Below are 22662 nucleotides of genomic sequence, written 5' to 3'. Positions count from 1 at the left end.
GTTTCATCAACCTCAAATCTCAAAAATCTACAATGTTATATCAAAGAAGTTCTGCTTTATTCGCCGAAGCCTACAAATATATTCCGGGCGGCGTTAATTCCCCCGTTCGTGCGTTTAAATCGGTGGGCGGCGTTCCTGTTTTTATGAAATCGGCAAAAGGCGCTTATCTGACCGATGCCGACGATAATCAATACATCGATTATATAAATTCGTGGGGTCCGGCTATTCTCGGACATACGCATCCGGAAGTTCTGGAAGCCATTAAAAAGCAGGCAGAGAAAGGTTTTTCTTACGGAACTCCAACAGAACTGGAAACCGAAATCGCTAAATTTATTGTCGAAAATGTGCCGAATATCGATCAGATCAGAATGGTTTCTTCCGGTACCGAAGCCTGTATGAGCGCGATCCGTTTGGCGCGTGGATTTACGAAACGCGATAAATTCATCAAATTTGAAGGCTGTTACCACGGACATTCCGATTCTTTTTTAATTAAAGCGGGCAGTGGTGCGGCCACTTTCGGAAATCCAAGTTCTCCCGGCGTAACGGCGGGTACCGCAAAAGACACTTTGAACGCGAGATATAATGATATCGAACAGGTGGCAGATCTGTTCCGTCATAATCCGGGTGAAATTGCCGCTGTCATTATCGAACCCTTGGCCGGAAATATGGGCTGCGTTCTGCCCGAAAATAATTTTCTCCAAAAACTTCGAACCCTTTGCGACGAAAATGGCGCACTTCTGATTTTTGATGAAGTGATGACGGGATTCCGTTTGGCTTTCGGTGGCGCTCAGGAAGTTTACGGCGTGAAAGCTGATCTCGTCACTTTCGGGAAAGTAATTGGTGGCGGACTTCCGGTCGGTGCTTTTGCAGGACGTAACGAAATTATGGATCATCTTGCGCCAAAAGGTGCCGTTTATCAGGCCGGAACTTTAAGCGGGAATCCTTTGGCAATGCGCGCAGGTTTAACGACTTTGCAAATCATTAAGAACGACGAAAACTTCTACGAAAACATTAACAAAACCACAGAAACTTTAGATTTTGAAATCGGAAAGATTTTAAATTCAAAAAGCATCGAACACCGGATCAACCGAAAAGGTGCCATGATGAGCATCTTTTTCCACATCAATGCGGTTTCCAATTTCGATGAAGCAGCGCAGGCGAATCATGCTTTGTTTAATAATTTCTTCCATCAGTTGTTGAAAAACGGCATTTATTTGCCGCCGAGCGGTTATGAAACCTGGTTTATTTCGGACGCGATTAAAGAAAAGGAAATTGATAGAACGTTGGAAGTGATTCGAAAGTTCGAATATTCTTAAACTTTCGTATAGTTTTAAACACAAAGTCGAAAAGATGTTGCGGAAAATTTTCAATACCTAAGTTTTGAGCTTACAGGTGTTAAAGTGGTGATTAAGAGCGCACCAAATTTTTTCTTCGTTCGCTATTAAGATGAATTTGTCGAAGCATCTGTAAAAAATTAAAAAAAGTCCACGACGATAACCTCAAATCAAACATTTGGAAAATCAATGTGAACATTTAGCAGGTTTATATATTCTTAGCCCTGATTTGACTTATGCGTTAACACTTCAGTTAAGTTATTCCCACAAAAAAAGCCATCTCAATTTGAAATGGCTTTCTGTATTTTTGAATTTTAAATTCGCGCGCGCTCATATTGAGGCGGGAAATAACAGTCATCATCCGATTCAAAAGAACTTTCAATCGCAAGATAAGGATTTCTTAAAATCTCCCTCGCCACGAAAATAAGGTCTGCCTCGTCTTTTTGAAGAATTTCTTCAGCTTGCTCTGCAGTTTTAATCAGTCCGACTGCTCCCGTTCGCATTCCCGTTCTACTTTTAATTTCTGAAGCTAACGGAACCTGATAACCATCGAACAAGGGAATTTTTACTCCCTGAATATTTCCACCGCTCGAAACATCGATTAAATCGACGTTTTTATTTTTTAATATTTCCGCAAGTTTCACACTTTCGTCGATATCCCACCCGTTTTCCGCATACTCCGTACCGGAAATTCTAACGAAAAGCGGATGATCATCATCCAAGAGTTCATTAACCGCCTCTACAATTTCCACCAGAAAACGCATTCTGTTGTCGAAACTTCCGCCGTATTCATCAGTTCGAACGTTCGAAAGCGGCGACATAAACTGGTGAATCAGATAGCCGTGTGCGGCATGAATTTCAATCAGATCAAAACCTGCATCCAAAGCTCTTTTAGCAGCATATTTAAAATCCCGGACCAGCTTTTTAATTTCTGCGACGCTCAATTCGTGCGGAATTCTCTCGCCTTCTGCATAAGGGATCTTTGAGGGCGCCACGGTTTCCCAACCTTCTTCCAGCGAAATCTGTTTGCCGTTCCACGTCGAAGCTTTTCTGCCGGCGTGTCCCAACTGAATTCCAATCTTGCTTTCAGAATTTTCGTGAACGAAAGCGACGATTCTTTCCAAACTTTCTGCCTGCTCCGCGTTCCAGAGGCCCATACATTTATTCGTGATTCGTCCTTCGGGGACGACGCCTGTGGCTTCAACCATAAGTAATCCTGTACCGCCCTGCGCACGGCTGCCGTAATGAACATAGTGAAAATCGGTTGCAACGCCGTTCTCGGAGGAGTACATACACATCGGCGACATTACCCAACGGTTTTGGAATTCGAGATTTCGGAATTTGATGGGAGAATATAAAATCATAAATATTTTTTTTATTAAGGAGCCAAAATTACGAAATGCAGTTTGGAGCGCGGCGGTTTCGTCATTCATTCTGCCTATAAAAGAAAGAGGTTTTCAAAACGAAAACCTCCTAATTAATCAAAAATTTATATTACGCCGGTACAACCGGGTTCTCTTCGCGCTCCCAGAAGCGGTGGAGTTCGATGTCTTTCACAAAGTCTGCCAGATTTTCGTTGGTGCAGACGCCATTGGCCGGAAGTTTAATTTCGGGAATTGCTTTTTCTAAAAAACTCACCGCATCCGCATCGGAAGCGACCGGTTTGCAGTGTTTAAAGGCTTCTGCAACAAAATGAAGTGCATCTGCATTATTCGAGAGCTCTTTTACACTTTCGCCACCCGCAACATAAACTGCATCAAAGACAACCGAAGCCGCCGTTAATAAACTTTCATCCACGGGATACTGATCACCGGATTTTGTGGTAACAAAGCCATGTTTCGGTGCGATCACCTGAACCATTGCATCTAAGTCGCAGAGTCCTTTTTTAATTTTGGTAAATGCTTCGTCGCTCACTCCATCTGCGGTTAACAAGGCGATTCTCCGCGCTTTTATATCCGTCGGTAATTTGGTTGCCATGCTCAATGAAGGCGCATCGTCAATTGGAAGATCGTTTCTGAAGGAGTGGTAATGTTCCAAATCTCCATCTGCCGGAATGCTTCCGGTAATGGGTTGTGGAAGTTTTTCCGGTACCAGACCCAAGTTATCACCAACAATTTTTGCCAATCCTTCATTTATTTCTAAAAGCATATTCACCATTCTTTGACGGATTGGAACAATTTTCACTTTTCCTAATTCAAAAGAAAATGCATTTTGAATGTGTCTCTTTTCGTGATCGGACATGCTTTTATAAAACAGATCGGCCTGGCTGAAATGATCGAAGAAACTTTTGCTTCGTTTTCTGATTTTGGTAGAATCGATGCGCTCCTCGAAAGAGTTAAACCCACCTTCGGAAATCATTGCCTGGAAGGGACAGCCGCCACCCATTGAATTTGGGTTGTAGGAAACTTTTCCTTTGTTGATCTGCATTCTGTGCATTCCGTCGCGTTGATGGTTGGTAACCTCAGGTATGGATTTGTTAATGGGAATTTCATGAAAGTTGGGTCCGCCTAAGCGCGAAATCTGGGTGTCGGTGTAGGAAAATAATCGTCCCTGCAACAAAGGATCATTGGTGAAATCGATGCCTGGAACGATATGTCCGGGATGGAAAGCAACCTGTTCGGTTTCCGCAAAAAAGTTATCGGGATTTCTGTTCAACGTCATTTTTCCGATAATTTCGACGGGGACCATTTCTTCGGGAATTATTTTCGTTGGATCTAAAAGGTCAAACGGATATTTGTGTTCGTCTTCCTGAGGCACGATTTGTACACCAAGCTCCCATTCCGGATAATGACCTTCGTCAATAGCTTCCCATAAGTCGCGGCGGTGAAAATCGGTATCTTTTCCCGCGATTCTTTGGGCTTCGTCCCATGCAAGACCTAAAACTCCCTGTTTCGGTTTCCAGTGGAATTTAACGAAATGGGATTTTCCTTCGTCGTTAATAAAGCGGAAGGTATGAATCCCGAAACCTTCCATCATGCGCAGACTTCGTGGGATCGCACGGTCGCTCATCAGCCACATAATGTTGTGCATGGCTTCGGGCATAAGGGAAATGAAATCCCAAAAAGTATCGTGCGCGGATGCCGCCTGCGGAATTTCGTTATGCGGCTCCGGCTTCACGGCGTGAACCAGATCCGGGAATTTCGTTGCATCCTGAATGAAAAATACGGGGGTGTTATTTCCCACGAGGTCATAATTTCCTTCCTGTGTATAAAATTTTACAGCAAAACCACGGATATCTCTTGGAACGTCGGTAGAACCCCTAAAACCTGCAACCGTCGAAAACCGCACGAAGACTGGTGTTTTGATGGACGTATCGTTCAGAAATTTGGCCTTTGTATATTTCGCCATGGACTGATAGAGTTCGAAATGACCGTGCGCTCCGGAGCCCCGAGCGTGGACAATTCTTTCTGGAATTCTTTCGTGGTCGAAGTGGGTAATTTTTTCTCTCAGAATAAAATCTTCGAGTAGAGTTGCGCCCCGTTCGCCGGACTTTAGGGAGTTTTGATCATCGTTAATTTTTAAACCCTGGTTGGTTTTAAGAAATTCACCATTATTATCGGTGGTGTATTTTCCCAGCTGTTCCTGTTTCGGATTTGCACCGTTTTCGAACGGCTCGCTTTCGTTTATTTTCATAATTTTAGTTCTAATGTTGAGTGGTAATTTTTAAACGGCATTTAAATCTTTAGATTGCAATTTTCCGTCCACTGCCTGAGAGTTTAAATTGGTATCTGCGATATAACTTAATAGGGTATCGGATTTTTTTCTTCGCCGAGAGTTTTTAGCAATAAGTCGAGTGCAGTTCTTTCGTTCAGGGTTTTGGCAAATGCAGCCAGGGTTCCGTACGTCGCGATCTCGTAATGTTCTACTTTTTGCGCACTTGCAATAATTCCCGCATCACGAACCGGGCCTTCCAGGGTTTCTTCTATAATCTCTTCGCCTTCCCTGATAATTCCGTCCATGGCAAGGCATTTTTTACCTTCAGCTTTCATTCCCATCGAATCGAAGCACTTTTCAAGGCGAGTGACGTGATCTTTAGTTTGGGCCAAATGATCTTTGATTGCTGTTTTTAATTTTTGATCGGTCGCCTGATCAAACATTTTCGGCAAGGTTTTAACGAGCGCATTTTCCGCCCAGTAAATGTCTTTTAAACCGTCGATAAAAAATTCTTTTAAGTTTTTGGCAACCGCATTACTGCCTTTTTGCGCGGAGTTTGACTTGTTGGTGTCCATTTTTTTTGATGTTTTTATTGTTGATGATTTCGATATGTCGTGATTTCTGTCTTTATTACAAACGTCATTAGAGCATATTACTTTAAAATTTTCCTCCAAAAGATGGTTTAGGGAATTTATTTTAATTTAGTTATTGGTCGTGAAAAGAGAGGAATTTGCAGGCGATTTAGATCAATTTTTAAACCAAATCCGAATATTGAGTAAAAGAAAATAAATTATTTAAAGGAGATAAATAATGGTGTAGAAAGCGTTTATAAAATGGTGAGACGTATTATTTTAAAGTTTAAATCTCTGCCATAGAAACTATGAATTTACGGTCTGTGATAGATTTAGTAGAACGTGCGGGTTAAAGTGAGACTAAAAAAAGCTTGTTTATCCTTTGAATCCCTGTACGTGCGTAGCTAAAAACGCATTAAAGATGCCATTTAAATTGGAGTTAATGTAATCCTCTTCCTCCTGAACGCTTATGGCGAGAAGGGTTGCCGCAGGATAAAACTCGAGGTTGATCGCCAAATGAGCAAGACCGCCATAAGAGGCAATTTTGTAATGAGCCAGTTTTTGCGATACTAAAATGAGACCGATTTCCCAGTTCACAATATCCTCTGCAAAAAGGGACAGATGATTTTTTGCCTCCGCCAGCAGGGCGATAACTGCTACGCACTTTCTACCTCGTATTTTTTTCTTTCGTAGCTGAAAAATCTTTTCTAAACGTTCGGTATGTTTTAAATGAATGGTAAAATGAGCCTCTAAAATTTCGCGTAATTTTGGAGAATCAATGTGTTCCTTTACATTTATAAAATTGATGGCGATGGCATTTTCGGCGTAATACATTTCCTCGAGAGAGTGGATGAAAAATTTTTCCAATACATCTCTGGAACGTTTTATCTCTTCTTTTGCTGAAGGATTTTTATTTTGGTCGGACTTGTTCATAAGTCTTAATGGATGTAGTTCAAACAGAAACAATGAGTGAAAATTTGCACGTGTAAAAATACGATAAGGACTATTTATTTTTACAGTGATTTCACCTTTTTAGGCGCAAAATACCTCCTAAAATCGTCGTATTTTTTCCTTTGCAGCAATTCTAATTAAGATTACTTGAGGCTTGAATGGCTGCCTGATATCGTATTAGATGTTTCATTATTAAAAGGAACCCGTGTACCAATTGGCTAAAAAATTCTGCCGGATTGTTTTAGCGCCCTCAGCAGGTGGGTTTCAAAAAAAAACAATACCTTTATCGACCATTTTTTATTACATGCAAAAAGAATTTACCACGAGTTTTGAAGCCATTGCGAGTTACGACCATCTCGATGAAGCAGAAAAAAAACTTTTTGATACGGCCCAAAAATTTCGTGAGATCGCGTACGCACCTTACTCTAATTTTACCGTTGGCTGCGCCATAATGTTGGAGAATGGCGAAATTATTTCCGGCAGTAATCAGGAGAATGCAGCGTATCCCTCGGGTTTATGCGCGGAAAGAACCACAATCTTCTGGATCGGCGCTAACCATCCCAATATAAAGATCAAAAAACTTTTCGTTATTGGCGCTCCCAAAGATGCTGTTTCTTCGGTGCCGATTCCGCCTTGCGGTGCTTGCCGACAGTCCATTTTGGAATATGAAGCAAAACAGCAGCAAGGCATTGAAATTTATTTTGCCTCCTTAGGTGGCGCGATCTATAAAACAAGATCGATTCGGGATCTGTTGCCTTTTTCTTTTGATGCTTCTTATCTTTAAATCCATTTTATTCTGAACCATGAGGATCGCAGCCATTGATATCGGTAGTAATGCAGCACGGCTGTTGATTAATAAAGTGTCGGAGCCCAAGAAAGGTAAACCGCAGTTCACTAAACTCAATTTGCTTCGAATTCCTTTACGGCTCGGAATGGACGTTTTTACAAAAGGTGAAATCGGTCCTGAACGCGTGCAGATGATTCTCGATTCGATGGGTGTTTTTGGTAACTTAATGAAGATTTACAAAGTGGAACATTATCGTGCCTGTGCCACCAGTGCCATGCGCGATGCAAAGAATGGACAGCATATCATTAAAGAGGTGAAAAAAAGCTCCGGAATCGATATTGAAATTATTACGGGAGACGAAGAAGCGTCTTTGGTTTTTGAAAATCATATTGCCGAAGGCCTCGATAAAAATTTCGATTATCTTTATATTGATGTCGGTGGCGGCTCCACGGAATTAACTTTCTACGAAGACGGAAATAAGAAATACGAAAAATCCATCAATATTGGAACGATCCGACTGTTGAACGGCCTTGTAAAAGACGATCTGTGGAAAGAATTAAAGGAAGATATCCGCAAAAACATCAACAGTAAAAAACCGATTGTAGCGATAGGTTCGGGTGGAAACATCAATAAAATATTTTCGATGAGCAAAACAAAGGACGGCAAACCCATGTCCACCGCTTTTCTGAAAAAATATTATAAAGAAATGAACGGTCTTACGGTTGCGGAGAGAATGGTCCGTTTCAACCTGCGTGAAGACCGCGCCGATGTTTTGGTGCCTGCCCTGGAAATCTTCAATAATATAATGACCTGGAGCGATATTGACAAGATTTTTGTCCCGAAAATTTCGGTGGCTGATGGACTAATTCACAGTATATATGAAGCTGTGCAAAAGAAATAGTATTAAAATTCGTCGTCTTCATTGTAAACTGTAAATGTTCATTATCTTCCGGAATAAGATCCGTAATAATTTTTAAAGTCTCGTAAATTTCTTCCGATTTTAAAAAGAGCGGTGATTCGCGGTATTTTTTCATCTATTAAAACTTCTAACTGATAATGACTTTATTTCTTTCCTAACTCGATTACTTCTAAATTTTCAATTTGGTCGCCGTTGATTTCGAAACGCATCATCGTTCTCATTTGGTGCCACCCAACTTTTCCCATAGCGCCGGGATTTAGGTGAAGGAGTTGGTTTTTCTGGTCGTACATGGCTTTTAGAATATGCGAATGGCCCGAAATAAAAAGTTTAGGTGTCTTCTTCTCGATTTCTTGTTTGGCTAAAGGGGTATATCTTCCCGGATATCCACCGATATGGATCATTAGAACATCTACCGCTTCACACGTAAACCGCAAAACTTCCGGGAAAATTTTTCGGACCTCCGTCCCGTCGATATTTCCGTAAACACCGCGCAGGGGTTTAATTTGTTCCAACTGTTCGATGACCTGCAAATTACCGAAATCGCCACAATGCCAAATTTCATCCGCGTTTTTCGCGTAGTCTAAAATTCGGTCGTCGATATAAGAATGGGAGTCGGAGAGAAGAAGTATTTTCATGCGGTAAATTTCGGGCTTTTTAAACAAACCTACCTAAGCACCGCTTTTCTTTTTTGGTTCTAAAAGATTGGTCAATTAAGGATAAATTTGATTGAATACTTTTATAAATATTATAGGATTGTAAAACGTAGTGTTAAATAGTTTTTCTCATTAAAAATTAATGCAATAGAAAAAGCCGAAAATCATGGAAACTCTATTTTTGCTGTGCTAATTTCTGCAACCAATTTAGTGAAATGCGGCGCCGGAAAAAATTAAATACTGTTAAACGAATGTTGCGGGGTCACGTATTTAGTACTCGATTGGTGAATCGCGGGCAGGCCTAACGGAAAGGGCGATTTTCGCGGAAATCCGTCACTGTCTTTGAGGGTTTGTGAACAGGCCAAACTTTCCAATATTCTTGAAGATTTGGATTTTTGTTTTGTGGAGTAAACGACAAAAAGTTGATTTAACGGCGCCGATGTAAATGTTGATGGTTCCTGAACCGGTGTAAGTTCCGGACTTTCATTTTGATATCGATTTGAAAGGAAGGAAAAAATCGCGAAGAAACTAAGGTTTTATACAGACTTCTTTTTCGGCAGCATAAAAATTTTATTTTTAAGTAGATTTGCACCCGATGAGGTATTTTATTGAGTTTTCGTATTCCGGCAAAAATTATTTTGGATATCAGGTTCAGCCACGCGAAATTTCGGTGCAGGAAGTGTTGGAGAAGGCGTTGTCCACCATTTTACGCGAAGATGTAAAAACGACCGGCGCGGGACGAACCGACACCGGTGTGCACGCGAAACAGATTTTTGCGCATTTCGACACCGATAAGAATGTGACAGACAAATTGGTTTATCAGCTGAACAGTTTCCTGCCCACCGACATTGCCGTTAAAAGAATTTTCAGCGTAAAAGACGATTTTCACGCACGTTTCGATGCAACTTTTCGAACCTACGAATATTACATTTCTTTAAAGAAAAATCCTTTCACACAAGATTCTTCGTGGCAAATTTGGAAAAGAGATTTGGAGGTTAGTCGAATGAATGAAGCTTGCAAAATCCTTTTTGAATACAAAGATTTTACGAGCTTTTCTAAATTACATACCCAAAATAAAACCAATAACTGTAAGATTTACAAAGCGTACTGGGAGCAAAATGGTTCCGAACTAAAGTTTACGATCTCCGCGGACCGCTTTTTACGAAACATGGTTCGTGCGATTGTGGGAACCATGGTTGAAATTGGGAGCGGAAAATTAGAGCCGTCGGATTTGAAAACAATCATCGAAGACAAAAATCGCAACGCGGCCGGAACTTCGGCGCCGGCACAGGGATTATTTTTGGTGGAGGTTGGTTACGATTTTGATAACGACAACAATTCTTGATGGAAATTATGGAAGAGTAGGTGGGGAGTCGCGGAGCGACGACCTATTGGTAAAAGCGAGATGTTATAGTTGATGAGTCGCGTTTAGAGCTTATTAGGGAAGGAGTCGCGGAGCGACGAGCAATTGGTAGAAGTAGAGTCTAATAGAATATAAAGTCGCGGAGCGACGAGCATTTGGTAAAAGCGAGATTTTCTAATCGATGTGTCGCGTTTATAGAATGTCAGATAAGTAGTCGCGGAGCGACGAACTATGGGTAGAAGTAGAGTCTAATAGAACTTAAAGTCGCGGAGCGACGACCTATTGGTAAAGCGAGATGTTATAATTGATGTGTCGCGTTTAGAGATTATTAGGGAAGGAGTCGCGGAGCGACGATCTATTGGTAACTTAGAGTCTAATTAGAATAGAAGTCGCGGAGGGACGACCACTAGGTTCAATAAAATTTATTAGTAATTTTAAATTAACCCGCGGAAAAAATTTCTAATTTTATTCCTCAAATTTTTCATCATGGCTGAAAATAACTCTTATACTCAGATCACATCCATTTGATTTTTGCCGTTAAGTTTCGCAGAGCACTAATTCAAAAGGAATGGAAAGATGATCTTTATAAATACATTACGGGAATTATTCAAAATAGAAACCATAAATTATTGCGCATTAATGGAATGCCGGACCATGTTCATATTTTAATCGGATTAAGACCCAATCAATCTATTTCCGACTTGGTACAGGAAGTTAAAAGCATTTCTTCCAGATGGATTAATGAAAATAAATTTGTTCCCTTTCGATTTGAATGGCAGGATAGTTTTGGCGCTTTCTCCTACAGCAGATCTCAAATCGATGATGTTATGAAATACATAAATAATCAAGAGCAGCATCATCACAAAAAATCGTTCCGTGAAGAATATATTGAATTTTTAAAAAAATTCGAAGTTGTTTATGATGAAAAATATGTTTTTAAAGAATTGATTTGAACCAATTGGTCGTCGCTCCGCGACTGGCTTGGTATATCATCTTTTTTTTCTACCGATAGATCGTCGCTCCGCGACTGGTCTTGTATATCATCTTTTTTTTCTATCAATAAATCGTCGCTCCGCGACTCTTTTGTTACGCAAGGGCGGTTTTCTGCCCAGAGGTTGTCGCTCCGCGACTCTCGTAATTACACTTGTTATACCAATTGGTCGTCGCTCCGCGACTCTTTTGTTACGTAGGAGCGTTTTTCTACCCAGAGGTCGTCGCTCCGCGACTGGCTTGGTATATCATCTTCGTTTTCTACCGATAGATCGTCGCGCCGCGACTCTCCTGGTTACACTTGTTATACGAATAGGTCGTCGATCCGCGACTCTTCTGGTGACATTTGTTATACCAATAGGTCGTCGCTCCGCGTCTGGCCTGGCTTATGATCTTTGTTTTCTACCCATGGCTATTCGCTCCGCGACTCTCCTAGTGGCGCTTGTTATACCAATAAATCGTCGCTCCGCGACTCTTTTGTTACGCACGGGCGGTTTTCTACCAATTGCTCATCGCTCCGCGACTGGTTTGTTATATCATCTTTGTTTTCTACCGATAGCTCGTCGCTCCGCGACTCTTTTGTTACGTAGAGCGGTTTTCTACCAATTGCTCGTCGCTCCGCGACTGACTTGTTATATGATCTTTGTTTTCTACCGATAGATCGTCGCTCCGCGACTCTTTTGTTACGTAAGAGCGGTTTTCTACCAACGGGTCGTCGCACCGCGACTCTCCTGGTGACACTTGTTATACCAATTGCTCGTCGCTCCGCGACACTCCTGTCCACAATTGTTACAACCAATTGGTCGTCGCTCCGCGACTCCCCAAAAATCATCATTGTTTAAGTTACGCTTTATCTACACGACTACACGTCACGTCAAAATTCCTTATTTTTGCAAAGAATTTACATAAAACATGAAGAAACAATCAACTTGGGATATTATAAAACGGCTTTTTGTCATCGGCATGAAATTTCGAACGTGGTTTATTTTTACGCTCATAATTTCTATCCTTTTAGCAGCGGTTTCTACGTATCGGCCGTACCTGACGATGCTTATCGTCGATACCGATATTATTCAGCTTCGCGACAAGGAGGTGATGATGAAGCATATCTACATTTTAATTGCCTTGGTTTTTGGCGAAACTTTTCTAAATTTTTTCCTCGTTTATTTTTCCAATTATATCTCTCAAAATGTAATTCGAGATATCCGCGAAAGACTTTACCACAAACTTATTTATTTTCGGACGTCTTTTTTCGACAAAACGGCGATTGGCCAGTTGGTTACCAGAGCAGTTGGTGATGTAGAAACCATCGCGACTGTTTATACCGATGGCTTCCTCATGGTTTTTGGCGATATTTTAAGAATTGCTTTCGTTTTGGTGGCCATGTTTCAGGTCGATGTGCATTTAAGCTATATTTCTTTGGCGATTCTGCCTCTGATGGTTTTTATTACGCGGTTTTTTCAGAAAAGGTTGAAAAAAGCCTTTACGGATGAACGGGTTTGGACTTCCAATCAAAATTCCTTCGTTCAGGAGCGGCTTTCGGGCATGTCCTTGATTCAAGTATTTAACCGGCAAAAAGCAGAATTTAAGAAATTTGATGATATCAACATTACTCTAAAGTCCGCGCTTCTTCGAACGGTTTTTATTTTCTCCCTCTTTTTTCCCGTTGTCGAATTAATTTCGTCTCTATTTATAGGATTTATTCTTTTTTACGGTGGTTTTATCACCATCAAAGCAGGGGCGGTCATTGCTTTTATTCAGTATATTTCGATGCTAATTCGTCCTTTACGGCAAATTGCGGATCGCTTTAATAATATTCAACGCGGAATTGTTGGTGCAGAAAGAGTTTTGGGCGTTATGGACGAAGATTTTGCGCTCCCGAATAAAGGAACAATCTCCAAAAGTCATTTCGACGGAAAAATTGAATTTAAAAATGTGCATTTTTCTTACGACGAGAAGCAGGAAGTTTTAAAAGGAATCAGTTTCAAAGTAAATCCGGGAGAAACCGTGGCCATTGTTGGTGCAACCGGTGCGGGGAAATCGACCATTATCAGTTTGATCACGCGGTTGTACGATATTAATTCCGGAAAAATTTTGTTGGATGATGTTGAATTGAAAAACTACGAACTCTATAATCTTCGAAGTCATATCGGGGTCGTGCTACAGGATGTTTTTCTTTTCCACGGGAGTATTTTCGAAAATCTGTCCTTTGGTGACGAATCGGTGACTTTAGAAAAAATAAAAAGTGTTGCAAAAGATATTGAAGTCGACGAGTTTATCGAAAGTCTCCCCGGCGGTTACGAATATGTGGTGCGGGAAAGAGGTTCCTCAATTTCTCTGGGGCAGAGACAACTTTTATCCTTCTTGAGAGCCTATCTTTCGGATCCGAAAATTCTGATTTTAGACGAGGCAACTTCTTCCATCGATCACGAAAGTGAAAAACTTATTCAAAGAGCGACCGAAAAAATCACGAAAAACCGTACTTCAATCATTATTGCGCACCGACTTTCGACCATCGAGAAAGCCGACAAGATTATTGTGATGGAGCACGGGAAAATTGTAGAAGAAGGCAAACATGACGAGCTTCTTAAAAAAGGCGGATATTATTCGACGCTATATCGTTCCCAATTAAAAGTGGAAGAGGTTGAAAATTAATTTAAACCAAAAGGGGTAATTTTCAGATCATCTTTCCACACGTTAGTAAATTTCTTAGTCAAATGTTGAGCAATAAGTTGATTATTTAATGTTGCTGTTGGCGAAATTCCCGGGGAGATGACGCAGTTTTCAGTTTTAACCTTAATCCCGTATTTCTTTTCAAAGTCGGAGTAATCATTAGAAACGATGCCGAAGATGACGAATGTTGCGCGGTTTTCTTCCAGTAATAATTCCAAATTGTCCTCATCCGCATAAGTTAGAAAATCAACCTTGTTTATTTCTGTTTGTGGGGAAGGCTTCAATTTTTTTAATCCTTTGTTATAATCAGTCTTGACTGTAATATTCTGATTGGTTGGTCCTAAACTGGACGTAAGATCAGTTTTAATATCTTCAGTTCTGTTTTTCGTTGAACAGGAAAACATAAAGAGCACTGCTACTGCGGGAATTAATTTAATAGATTTCATAGTTTGGTTTCTAAATAGAGTAGCATTTTTTATTAAAGTTAAATTTAAACTTTTTTGATGAAAAATGATCCGCTCAAAAAATTGAACGGATCATTTAATTAATAAGATTAATAAGATTATTAAGATTACTTTCCAACCACAGTTCTGATGTTGACAAATTCTTTCAACGCTACCGTCGAAAGTTCTGTTCCGTAACCTGACGATTTTGCGCCACCGAACGGTAGTCTCGGATCAGAACTGGTAGATTTATTAATGCTCACGGTACCAGATTCTAAATGATCGATATAAAATTGTTGTCTCTTCTTATCTTTTGTCCACACGGAATCCGACAATCCAAACGGGATGTCATTCGCCAGCGCAATTGCCTGTTGATCATCTTTTGCTATCATTACCATCCCCAGTGGTCCGAAAAGTTCTTCCTGTAAGATGGGATTTCCCGATTCTACTTTAATTAATCCGGGCTCAAATTCAGTAGCTGAAATTCTTACCAGTGGCAAAATAATTTCTGCACCATTTTTCAGTGCTTTATCATATTGATTTTGCAGCTCGTCGGCTAAATCGGGACGCGCCATTCCCGCCATATTGGTTTTCTTTTTCAGGGGATCGCCCGCCACAAATTTCTGGTATTCTTTAACAAAAACCGGAATGAATTTTTTTCAATATTCTTCTGAATAATAAATCTTTTCGCAGCGTTACAGGCCTGGCCACAATTCATTAATCTCGATTTCGCGCCACTTTCGGCGGCATTCTGTAAGTCGGCATCGTCCAAAACGATAAATGCATCACTTCCACCCAACTCAAGGAGTGATTTTTTAATATTTTTTCCTGCAATCGACGCAACTTCACGACCAGCTTTTTCGCTGCCGGTTAAACTAACCCCTTGCACAATCTTATTCTCTAAAACCGCCTTTACCTCTGCGTGCCCAATTTCTAAATTCTGGAAAACCCCTTTCGGAAAACCAGCTTCCAGAAAAATTTTCTCAATCGCCTTTCCGCTGCCAAAACAAATAGAAGCATGTTTCATTACCACCGTATTACCAGCCAGAATTGCCGGCACTGCAAAACGAAGCACCTGCCAAAAAGGAAAGTTCCACGGCATTACGCCCAAAATAACGCCTTTGGGTACATAATGAATTTCCGAAACTCGAAATTCTGTTTTAATTTTTTCGGGTTTCAGTATATTTTCCGCGTCTGCATAATAGCGAACCATCAATGCACACTTATTAATTTCCGCGATCGATTGCGAAATGGGCTTGTTCATTTCCTGAGTAATGATCATACCAAATTTCTCAGCATCACCATCCAGTACTTTCGCCAGCTTTTTAAGAAGTTTTTGCTTTTCTTTAAAGGGAACAGCTTTCCAGGTGGTAAATGTTTTATGGGCAATATTGAGTTTATTTTCTATTTTCATTTTTTAATTATTTTTGAAATTGACACCTCCTTATATAACAGGAGGTATGGCAACGAAAGTCAGTTGATTAATTAGAAGGAACAAATTTAAGAAAACATGACAAATTAAGGGATTGATGCGGACAATAATCATCATGTACAATAGCGGGTTCCGTTCATTACATTTTCTAACGCCCAAATCTTATCATGCTTCGCATTAAAAAGGAAAGAAACTTTTGAGAATCATATTATTTTAATTATTTTTGAGCAATAAAAATTAACAAAATGAATTTACCAGGCGAATTAAAATACACCAAAGACCATGAATGGATTATGATCGAGGGAAACATTGCAACGATAGGCATTACCGATTTCGCGCAGGGCGAATTGGGCGATATTGTTTTTGTGGATGTTGATTCCGTGGATGATGAACTTTCCGCCGGAGACGTTTTTGGAAGTGTAGAGGCGGTGAAAACGGTTTCTGATCTTTTTTTACCGTTAGCAGGTACCGTTACCGAGTTTAATTCTGCCTTAGAAGACGAGCCGGAACTACTTAATACCGATCCTTACGGGAAAGGCTGGATTATTAAATTAGATATTGGTGACGCAGCAGATACTACAGAATTGCTTTCGGCAGAAGAATATCAGGCGTCTCTTGGATAAGATTTCGAAACTTTTTACGAAGATTTTGCCCATTTATTGGGCATTTCTTACTTATATGCTCTTGCGGCCCGGTGTCGAAAACATGGAGTTTCCCTTTATGTTCGAGGGAATCGATAAGCTGTTGCATCTAAGTATTTTTGCAATGCTGGGATTTTGCTTTATGGCAGCCATCCCACGCATCAAATTTCTTTACTTCATCCAAATCATGATTATCTACGGCCTGATCACCGAAATTTTGCAGGACGAAATGCACTTGGGCCGCTCTCTCGAAGGTTTAGACCTGGTTGCCGACACCCTTGGAGTTTTAATTGGATATTTTGTCTATCGGAAAGTGAAAGATCTTACCTTTTAATTTTTTTTGGGCGGTCCCTTCGCCAGCGCTTATTTTTGTAATACATTAATTTGGATTGGCTCAGGTCGGGCTATGCGTTCCAATTCCTCGTTTGCGGCCGCTAAGGCCTGTGCTACTGCGGGATTTCCACTACTATCCCTACCGCAATTTCGGTATATTTCGCAGTGTGGATAACTTTAATTTTTTGGTACCTTCTTAAAAATCAAATTCTTACAGTACTTTTCCACATTTGGTAAATAGATTTAAATAGTGCTTGTGAGTGAACTTAATATTAACTTATCTTTGCCGAACCTTAATAGGTAGCGAAGTAGAGGTAAGAATTGAATAGATGGGAAATAAAATTTTTATTTTTTTTGTTTATAAAGCTTGCTAATTAGGAATAAGTTCTTATCTTTGCAATCCCAAATCGAGAGAGGAGGGGAGCGCAGGAGAGGATTTTGGATTGAGTGTTATTAGGGATTGGGATTGAGGCTTACAAAATAAAGTTTCAAATTTCTTTCAAAAACATTTGGTCATCATAAAATTAATACCTACTTTTGCACTCGCAATTCGGAACAAACGACAGAAGAGATTCCGGATATAAAGCGAGAAGCACAGAGATCATTGACATACAAATAACAACCAAAAAGTAAGAAAAAACTAAAGCGTTAATAACTTTGAGTGAGTCAGACAAACATACAATGGAGAGTTTGATCCTGGCTCAGGATGAACGCTAGCGGGAGGCCTAACACATGCAAGCCGAGCGGTATTTGTTCTTCGGAACAGAGAGAGCGGCGTACGGGTGCGTAACACGTGTGCAACCTACCTTTATCAGGGGAATAGCCTTTCGAAAGGAAGATTAATACTCCATAATATATTTGATGGCATCATTAGATATTGAAAACTCCGGTGGATAGAGATGGGCACGCGCAAGATTAGATAGTTGGTGAGGTAACGGCTCACCAAGTCTGTGATCTTTAGGGGTCCTGAGAGGGAGATCCCCCACACTGGTACTGAGACACGGACCAGACTCCTACGGGAGGCAGCAGTGAGGAATATTGGACAATGGGTGAGAGCCTGATCCAGCCATCCCGCGTGAAGGATTAAGGTCCTACGGATTGTAAACTTCTTTTGTACAGGAATAAACCTATTTACGTGTAAATAGCTGAAGGTACTGTACGAATAAGCACCGGCTAACTCCGTGCCAGCAGCCGCGGTAATACGGAGGGTGCAAGCGTTATCCGGATTTATTGGGTTTAAAGGGTCCGCAGGCGGACTGATAAGTCAGTGGTGAAATCTCATAGCTTAACTATGAAACTGCCATTGATACTGTTGGTCTTGAGTAAATTTGAGGTAGCTGGAATAAGTAGTGTAGCGGTGAAATGCATAGATATTACTTAGAACACCAATTGCGAAGGCAGGTTACCAAAATTTAACTGACGCTGAGGGACGAAAGCGTGGGTAGCGAACAGGATTAGATACCCTGGTAGTCCACGCCGTAAACGATGCTAACTCGTTTTTGGATTTTCGGATTCAGAGACCAAGCGAAAGCGATAAGTTAGCCACCTGGGGAGTACGTTCGCAAGAATGAAACTCAAAGGAATTGACGGGGGCCCGCACAAGCGGTGGATTATGTGGTTTAATTCGATGATACGCGAGGAACCTTACCAAGACTTAAATGGGAAATGACAGGTTTAGAAATAGACCCTTCTTCGGACATTTTTCAAGGTGCTGCATGGTTGTCGTCAGCTCGTGCCGTGAGGTGTTAGGTTAAGTCCTGCAACGAGCGCAACCCCTGTCACTAGTTGCTAACATTAAGTTGAGGACTCTAGTGAGACTGCCTACGCAAGTAGTGAGGAAGGTGGGGATGACGTCAAATCATCACGGCCCTTACGTCTTGGGCCACACACGTAATACAATGGCCGGTACAGAGGGCAGCTACACAGCGATGTGATGCGAATCTCGAAAGCCGGTCTCAGTTCGGATTGGAGTCTGCAACTCGACTCTATGAAGCTGGAATCGCTAGTAATCGCGCATCAGCCATGGCGCGGTGAATACGTTCCCGGGCCTTGTACACACCGCCCGTCAAGCCATGGAAGTCTGGGGTACCTGAAGTCGGTGACCGTAAAAGGAGCTGCCTAGGGTAAAACAGGTAACTAGGGCTAAGTCGTAACAAGGTAGCCGTACCGGAAGGTGCGGCTGGAACATCTCATTTTTGAGACTCTTCGTTAGGAGAGTATAAACAAACAACACGATACGCAAGTATCATTGGCTTTACTTAAAGTTAGCTTTAGTTTTTTCTTATTTGGACGGTTGGTATTTAAAAAATATACCCACTAGGATTAGTAATCAGGGAATAGAGATTGAGAATGAAGGAGAGGAAAGATAATATTCACATATTACTTATTACTCATCACCCATTACTCATAAAAGAGTCTCGTAGCTCAGCTGGTTAGAGCGCTACACTGATAATGTAGAGGTCGGCAGTTCGAGCCTGCCCGAGACTACTAATTTAGAGTACAAGAGTAGAAAAGCAGAAGAGTTAAGGAGTAGAAATACCCAAACACTCCACTACGCAATTACTCAAAGACTCCACTAGCGGGGAATTAGCTCAGTTGGCTAGAGCGCCTGCCTTGCACGCAGGAGGTCAAGGGTTCGACTCCCTTATTCTCCACAAACTATAGCAGTATAGTGAGAAGAGTTGTAGCGATACAGCGAAACGCTTTAAAAATAAAGCAAGAACAGAAGATATTTATATTTTAAGATTGAAGAATGAGGCCAAAGAAGGCAAAGTAAACATAAGAATGTTTATTAAAGAGGAGCGATACCTCGATTATTCACGTATTGGGACTTTAATTTAAAAGTGACGGAAAGAGCCAAAAACAATTTCTGTTTATTAAGGAACTAATAAGAAAAAAGATCATTGACATTAACGATAAGAACATCACAAAGAGAAAACCGCGCACTTTCGGGTGCCGAGTTTTAAAAATATCGTTTAACAGCAATGTTAGACAAAAAATACTGAACTAATTTTATATTAGGAAAGAAATCGTTAAGGGCGTATGGCGGATGCCTAGGCTTTCAGAGGCGAAGAAGGACGCGGTAAGCTGCGAAAAGCTGCGGGGATCGGCACACACGAATTGATCCGCAGATGTCCGAATGGGGCAACCCGGCTGGTTGAAGACCAGTCACTCTATTTATTTAGAGAGCAAACCCGGAGAACTGAAACATCTAAGTACCCGGAGGAAAAGAAATCGAAGAGATTCCGTAAGTAGCGGCGAGCGAAAGCGGATTAGCCCAAAAGTCTTTATATGTTTAGAAGAACGTTCTGGAAAGAACGGCCATAGCGGGTGATAGCCCCGTATTTGAAAGGCATATTTGGATGATAAATGAGTAGGGCGGGACACGTGAAATCCTGTCTGAATATGGGGGGACCATCCTCCAAGGCTAAATACTCCTGAAAGACCGATAGTGAACAAGTACTGTGAAGGAAAGGTGAAAAGCACTTCGAATAGAAGGGTGAAAGAGAACCTGAAACCGTACGCCTACAAGCGGTCGGAGCCCACAAGTTGGGTGACGGCGTGCCTTTTGCATAATGAGCCTACGAGTTAATTTTACTAGCGAGCTTAAGTACTTCAGGTACGGAGGCGGAGCGAAAGCGAGTCTGAATAGGGCGCTTAGTTAGTAGGATTAGACGCGAAACCTTGTGATCTACCCATGGGCAGGTTGAAGCTTTGGTAACACAAAGTGGAGGACCGAACCGGTTGACGTTGAAAAGTCTTCGGATGACTTGTGGGTAGGGGTGAAAGGCCAATCAAACTGGGAGATAGCTCGTACTCCCCGAAATGCATTTAGGTGCAGCGTTGCAATATAGTTTATTAGAGGTAGAGCTACTGATTGGATGCGGGGGTTTCATCACCTACCAATTCCTGACAAACTCCGAATGCTAATAAATGTTCTGCAGCAGTGAGGGCATGGGTGCTAAGGTCCATGTCCGAGAGGGAAAGAACCCGGACCAACAGCTAAGGTCCCCAAATCTATACTAAGTTGAAATAACGCGGTTGAACTGCATTGACAGCTAGGATGTTGGCTTGGAAGCAGCCATTCATTTAAAGAGTGCGTAACAGCTCACTAGTCGAGCGGTTCGGCATGGATAATAATCGGGCATAAGTATAGTACCGAAGCTATGGATTTATAACTTTAGAGTTATATCTGGTAGGGGAGCATTCTGTTTGCACAGAAGCTGGAACGTGAGTTCTGGTGGAGCGTACAGAAAAGAAAATGTAGGCATAAGTAACGATAAAGCGGGCGAGAAACCCGCTCACCGAAAGACTAAGGTTTCCTCAGCCATGCTAATCAGCTGAGGGTTAGTCGGGACCTAACGCGAACCCGAAAGGGGAAGTGGATGGACATAGGGTTAATATTCCCTAACTTGCTCACACTAAAAAGGGGACGGACTGCCGTACTTACTGGAGACTGACGGAATAGTCAAGACCTAGCCTTCGGGCGAAGTTGTTGTAGGGAAAGCGGTTCCAAGAAAAGCCGAAGTGAAGCAACCCGTACCAAAACCGACACAGGTAGTCGAGGAGAGAATCCTAAGGTGCTAGAGTGAATCATGGTTAAGGAACTAGGCAAAATAGTCTCGTAACTTCGGAAGAAGAGACGCCAGCAGCAATGCTGGCCGCAGTGAAGAGGCCCAGGCGACTGTTTATCAAAAACACAGGACTCTGCTAAATCGAAAGATGCTGTATAGGGTCTGACACCTGCCCGGTGCTGGAAGGTTAAGGAAGGTTGTTAGCCGCAAGGCGAAGCAATTAACTGAAGCCCCAGTAAACGGCGGCCGTAACTATAACGGTCCTAAGGTAGCGAAATTCCTTGTCGGGTAAGTTCCGACCTGCACGAATGGTGTAACGATCTGGGCACTGTCTCAACCATGAGCTCTGTGAAATTGTAGTCTCGGTGAAGATGCCGAGTACCCGCAATGGGACGAAAAGACCCTGTGAACCTTTACTATAACTTCGTATTGACTTTGAATAAACAATGTGTAGGATAGGTGGGAGACTTTGAAGCTGGCACGCTAGTGTCGGTGGAGTCAACGTTGAAATACCACCCTTTGTTTATTTGGAGCCTAACTTCTTAACAGAAGGACATTGCGTGGTGGGTAGTTTGACTGGGGTGGTCGCCTCCAAAAGAGTAACGGAGGCTTTCAAAGGTACCCTCAGCACGCTTGGTAACCGTGCGTAGAGTGTAATGGCATAAGGGTGCTTGACTGTGAGACCTACAAGTCGATCAGGTGCGAAAGCAGGACATAGTGATCCGGTGGTTCCGTATGGAAGGGCCATCGCTCATAGGATAAAAGGTACTCCGGGGATAACAGGCTAGTCTCCCCCAAGAGCTCATATCGACGGGGAGGTTCGGCACCTCGATGTCGGCTCGTCACATCCTGGGGCTGGAGAAGGTCCCAAGGGTTGGGCTGTTCGCCCATTAAAGTGGCACGCGAGCTGGGTTCAGAACGTCGTGAGACAGTTCGGTCTCTATCTATTGCGGGCGTTAGATGTTTGAGAGGGCTTGAATCTAGTACGAGAGGACCGATTTGAACAAACCTCTGGTGTATCTGTTGTATTGCCAAGTGCATCGCAGAGTAGCTACGTTTGGAAAGGATAAGCACTGAAAGCATATAAGTGCGAAACCTGCCTCAAGATGAGACATCTTTTAAGGGTCGTTGGAGATGACAACGTTGATAGGCTATAGGTGTAAAGGCAGTAATGTCATAGCCGAGTAGTACTAATTACCCGTAGATTTATAGCTTAATATAGGCACTCCGAAAGTGCAACACGGTCTTCTCTTTGTGAACGTTTTTATCGATTTTTTAAATCAGACATAAGATTTAAAGACAAGAGATAAGAGACTTAAAGTCTATTATCTATCCGTCTATTA

At 41.8% G+C, this 22662-nt stretch carries 15 protein-coding genes, 2 tRNA genes, 2 rRNA genes and 1 pseudogene; 12 read left to right on the top strand and 8 right to left on the bottom strand.

The genetic code is table 11. From position 1 onward, the window contains the following. Positions 1 to 32: 32 nt before the first annotated feature. Positions 33 to 1316, top strand: coding sequence for a glutamate-1-semialdehyde 2,1-aminomutase (gene hemL / locus L0B70_RS02720; RefSeq protein WP_235142778.1), 1284 nt, complete (start codon positions 33 to 35; stop codon positions 1314 to 1316). Positions 1317 to 1648: 332 nt separating this feature from the next. On the opposite strand, the gene L0B70_RS02715 is transcribed toward hemL, so the two are convergent. From L0B70_RS02715 to L0B70_RS02700, 4 genes are all read right to left on the bottom strand, one after another. Beyond that, positions 1649 to 2695 (bottom strand): NADH:flavin oxidoreductase/NADH oxidase, encoded by a 1047-nt coding sequence (locus L0B70_RS02715; protein ID WP_235143547.1) that lies wholly within the window; start codon positions 2693 to 2695, stop codon positions 1649 to 1651. A 133-nt stretch (positions 2696 to 2828) separates the two neighbouring features. Then, positions 2829 to 4967: a catalase gene (locus L0B70_RS02710; RefSeq protein WP_235142777.1), complete on the bottom strand. Its 2139-nt coding sequence runs from the start codon at positions 4965 to 4967 to the stop codon at positions 2829 to 2831. 107 nt (positions 4968 to 5074) lie between these two features. Next, a complete protein-coding gene (locus L0B70_RS02705) occupies positions 5075 to 5563 on the bottom strand; it encodes a ferritin-like domain-containing protein (RefSeq protein ID WP_311195393.1) in 489 nt (162 codons plus the stop codon). 372 nt (positions 5564 to 5935) lie between these two features. Then, positions 5936 to 6493: a DUF892 family protein gene (locus tag L0B70_RS02700; RefSeq protein WP_235142776.1), complete on the bottom strand. Its 558-nt coding sequence runs from the start codon at positions 6491 to 6493 to the stop codon at positions 5936 to 5938. Between the two features lie 322 nt (positions 6494 to 6815). On the opposite strand from L0B70_RS02700, the gene L0B70_RS02695 reads away from it, so the two are divergent. Both L0B70_RS02695 and L0B70_RS02690 read left to right on the top strand, forming a co-directional pair. Continuing rightward, positions 6816 to 7295, top strand: a complete 480-nt coding sequence (locus L0B70_RS02695) for a cytidine deaminase (RefSeq protein WP_235142775.1) — start codon at positions 6816 to 6818, stop codon at positions 7293 to 7295. 19 nt (positions 7296 to 7314) lie between these two features. Next, positions 7315 to 8199, top strand: a complete 885-nt coding sequence (locus L0B70_RS02690; RefSeq protein ID WP_235142774.1) for an exopolyphosphatase — start codon at positions 7315 to 7317, stop codon at positions 8197 to 8199. A 161-nt stretch (positions 8200 to 8360) separates the two neighbouring features. Here L0B70_RS02690 and L0B70_RS02685 read toward each other — a convergent pair whose 3' ends face one another. Beyond that, on the bottom strand, positions 8361 to 8852 hold the full coding sequence (locus tag L0B70_RS02685; protein WP_235142773.1) for a metallophosphoesterase: 492 nt from the start codon (positions 8850 to 8852) through the stop codon (positions 8361 to 8363). Positions 8853 to 9465: 613 nt separating this feature from the next. On the opposite strand from L0B70_RS02685, the gene truA reads away from it, so the two are divergent. Together truA and tnpA are read left to right on the top strand one after the other, a co-directional pair. Further along, on the top strand, positions 9466 to 10215 hold the full coding sequence (gene truA / locus L0B70_RS02680; RefSeq protein WP_235142772.1) for a tRNA pseudouridine(38-40) synthase TruA: 750 nt from the start codon (positions 9466 to 9468) through the stop codon (positions 10213 to 10215). Positions 10216 to 10757: 542 nt separating this feature from the next. Further along, complete coding sequence (gene tnpA, locus L0B70_RS02675; RefSeq protein ID WP_235142771.1) at positions 10758 to 11186, top strand: IS200/IS605 family transposase; 429 nt, start codon at positions 10758 to 10760, stop codon at positions 11184 to 11186. Positions 11187 to 11668: 482 nt separating this feature from the next. Here tnpA and L0B70_RS02670 read toward each other — a convergent pair whose 3' ends face one another. Beyond that, positions 11669 to 12058, bottom strand: a complete 390-nt coding sequence (locus tag L0B70_RS02670; RefSeq protein WP_235142770.1) for a hypothetical protein — start codon at positions 12056 to 12058, stop codon at positions 11669 to 11671. Between the two features lie 77 nt (positions 12059 to 12135). On the opposite strand from L0B70_RS02670, the gene L0B70_RS02665 reads away from it, so the two are divergent. Next, positions 12136 to 13878, top strand: coding sequence for an ABC transporter ATP-binding protein (locus L0B70_RS02665; protein ID WP_235142769.1), 1743 nt, complete (start codon positions 12136 to 12138; stop codon positions 13876 to 13878). On the opposite strand, the gene L0B70_RS02660 is transcribed toward L0B70_RS02665, so the two are convergent. Continuing rightward, positions 13875 to 14342 (bottom strand): hypothetical protein, encoded by a 468-nt coding sequence (locus L0B70_RS02660; protein ID WP_235142768.1) that lies wholly within the window; start codon positions 14340 to 14342, stop codon positions 13875 to 13877. The genes L0B70_RS02665 and L0B70_RS02660 overlap by 4 nt on opposite strands. 125 nt (positions 14343 to 14467) lie before the next feature. Next, a pseudogene (locus tag L0B70_RS02655) lies at positions 14468 to 15753 on the bottom strand (aldehyde dehydrogenase family protein). 263 nt (positions 15754 to 16016) lie between these two features. On the opposite strand from L0B70_RS02655, the gene gcvH reads away from it, so the two are divergent. From gcvH to L0B70_RS02625, 6 genes are all read left to right on the top strand, one after another. Beyond that, positions 16017 to 16394, top strand: coding sequence for a glycine cleavage system protein GcvH (gcvH, locus tag L0B70_RS02650; protein ID WP_235142767.1), 378 nt, complete (start codon positions 16017 to 16019; stop codon positions 16392 to 16394). Between the two features lie 82 nt (positions 16395 to 16476). Next, positions 16477 to 16746 (top strand): VanZ family protein, encoded by a 270-nt coding sequence (locus L0B70_RS02645; protein ID WP_235142766.1) that lies wholly within the window; start codon positions 16477 to 16479, stop codon positions 16744 to 16746. Between the two features lie 677 nt (positions 16747 to 17423). Beyond that, positions 17424 to 18940, top strand: a 16S ribosomal RNA gene (locus L0B70_RS02640). Between the two features lie 218 nt (positions 18941 to 19158). Then, positions 19159 to 19232, top strand: a tRNA-Ile gene (locus L0B70_RS02635). A 93-nt stretch (positions 19233 to 19325) separates the two neighbouring features. Continuing rightward, positions 19326 to 19399, top strand: a tRNA-Ala gene (locus L0B70_RS02630). A gap of 368 nt (positions 19400 to 19767) precedes the next feature. Next, positions 19768 to 22533: ribosomal RNA gene (locus tag L0B70_RS02625) — 23S ribosomal RNA — on the top strand. Together the 16S and 23S rRNA genes with 2 tRNA genes alongside form the textbook arrangement of a ribosomal RNA operon. The last annotated feature ends 129 nt before the right edge of the window (positions 22534 to 22662 follow it).

It is taken from the genome of Kaistella sp. 97-N-M2, assembly GCF_021513235.1.
GTDB lineage: Bacteria > Bacteroidota > Bacteroidia > Flavobacteriales > Weeksellaceae > Kaistella.
This window is presented reverse-complemented; position numbering and strand designations above follow the sequence as displayed.

What these genes read in the sequence shown, in the direction of transcription:
- hemL (WP_235142778.1), top strand. Translation starts at nt 33, where the DNA reads ATGTTATATCAAAGAAGTTCTGCTTTATTCGCCGAAGCCTACAAATAT.
- L0B70_RS02710 (WP_235142777.1), bottom strand. Translation starts at nt 4,967, where the DNA reads ATGAAAATAAACGAAAGCGAGCCGTTCGAAAACGGTGCAAATCCGAAA.
- L0B70_RS02705 (WP_311195393.1), bottom strand. Translation starts at nt 5,563, where the DNA reads ATGGACACCAACAAGTCAAACTCCGCGCAAAAAGGCAGTAATGCGGTT.
- L0B70_RS02700 (WP_235142776.1), bottom strand. Translation starts at nt 6,493, where the DNA reads ATGAACAAGTCCGACCAAAATAAAAATCCTTCAGCAAAAGAAGAGATA.
- L0B70_RS02695 (WP_235142775.1), top strand. Translation starts at nt 6,816, where the DNA reads ATGCAAAAAGAATTTACCACGAGTTTTGAAGCCATTGCGAGTTACGAC.
- L0B70_RS02690 (WP_235142774.1), top strand. Translation starts at nt 7,315, where the DNA reads ATGAGGATCGCAGCCATTGATATCGGTAGTAATGCAGCACGGCTGTTG.
- L0B70_RS02685 (WP_235142773.1), bottom strand. Translation starts at nt 8,852, where the DNA reads ATGAAAATACTTCTTCTCTCCGACTCCCATTCTTATATCGACGACCGA.
- truA (WP_235142772.1), top strand. Translation starts at nt 9,466, where the DNA reads ATGAGGTATTTTATTGAGTTTTCGTATTCCGGCAAAAATTATTTTGGA.
- L0B70_RS02670 (WP_235142770.1), bottom strand. Translation starts at nt 12,058, where the DNA reads ATGATGATTTTTGGGGAGTCGCGGAGCGACGACCAATTGGTTGTAACA.
- L0B70_RS02665 (WP_235142769.1), top strand. Translation starts at nt 12,136, where the DNA reads ATGAAGAAACAATCAACTTGGGATATTATAAAACGGCTTTTTGTCATC.
- L0B70_RS02660 (WP_235142768.1), bottom strand. Translation starts at nt 14,342, where the DNA reads ATGAAATCTATTAAATTAATTCCCGCAGTAGCAGTGCTCTTTATGTTT.
- gcvH (WP_235142767.1), top strand. Translation starts at nt 16,017, where the DNA reads ATGAATTTACCAGGCGAATTAAAATACACCAAAGACCATGAATGGATT.
- L0B70_RS02645 (WP_235142766.1), top strand. Translation starts at nt 16,477, where the DNA reads ATGGAGTTTCCCTTTATGTTCGAGGGAATCGATAAGCTGTTGCATCTA.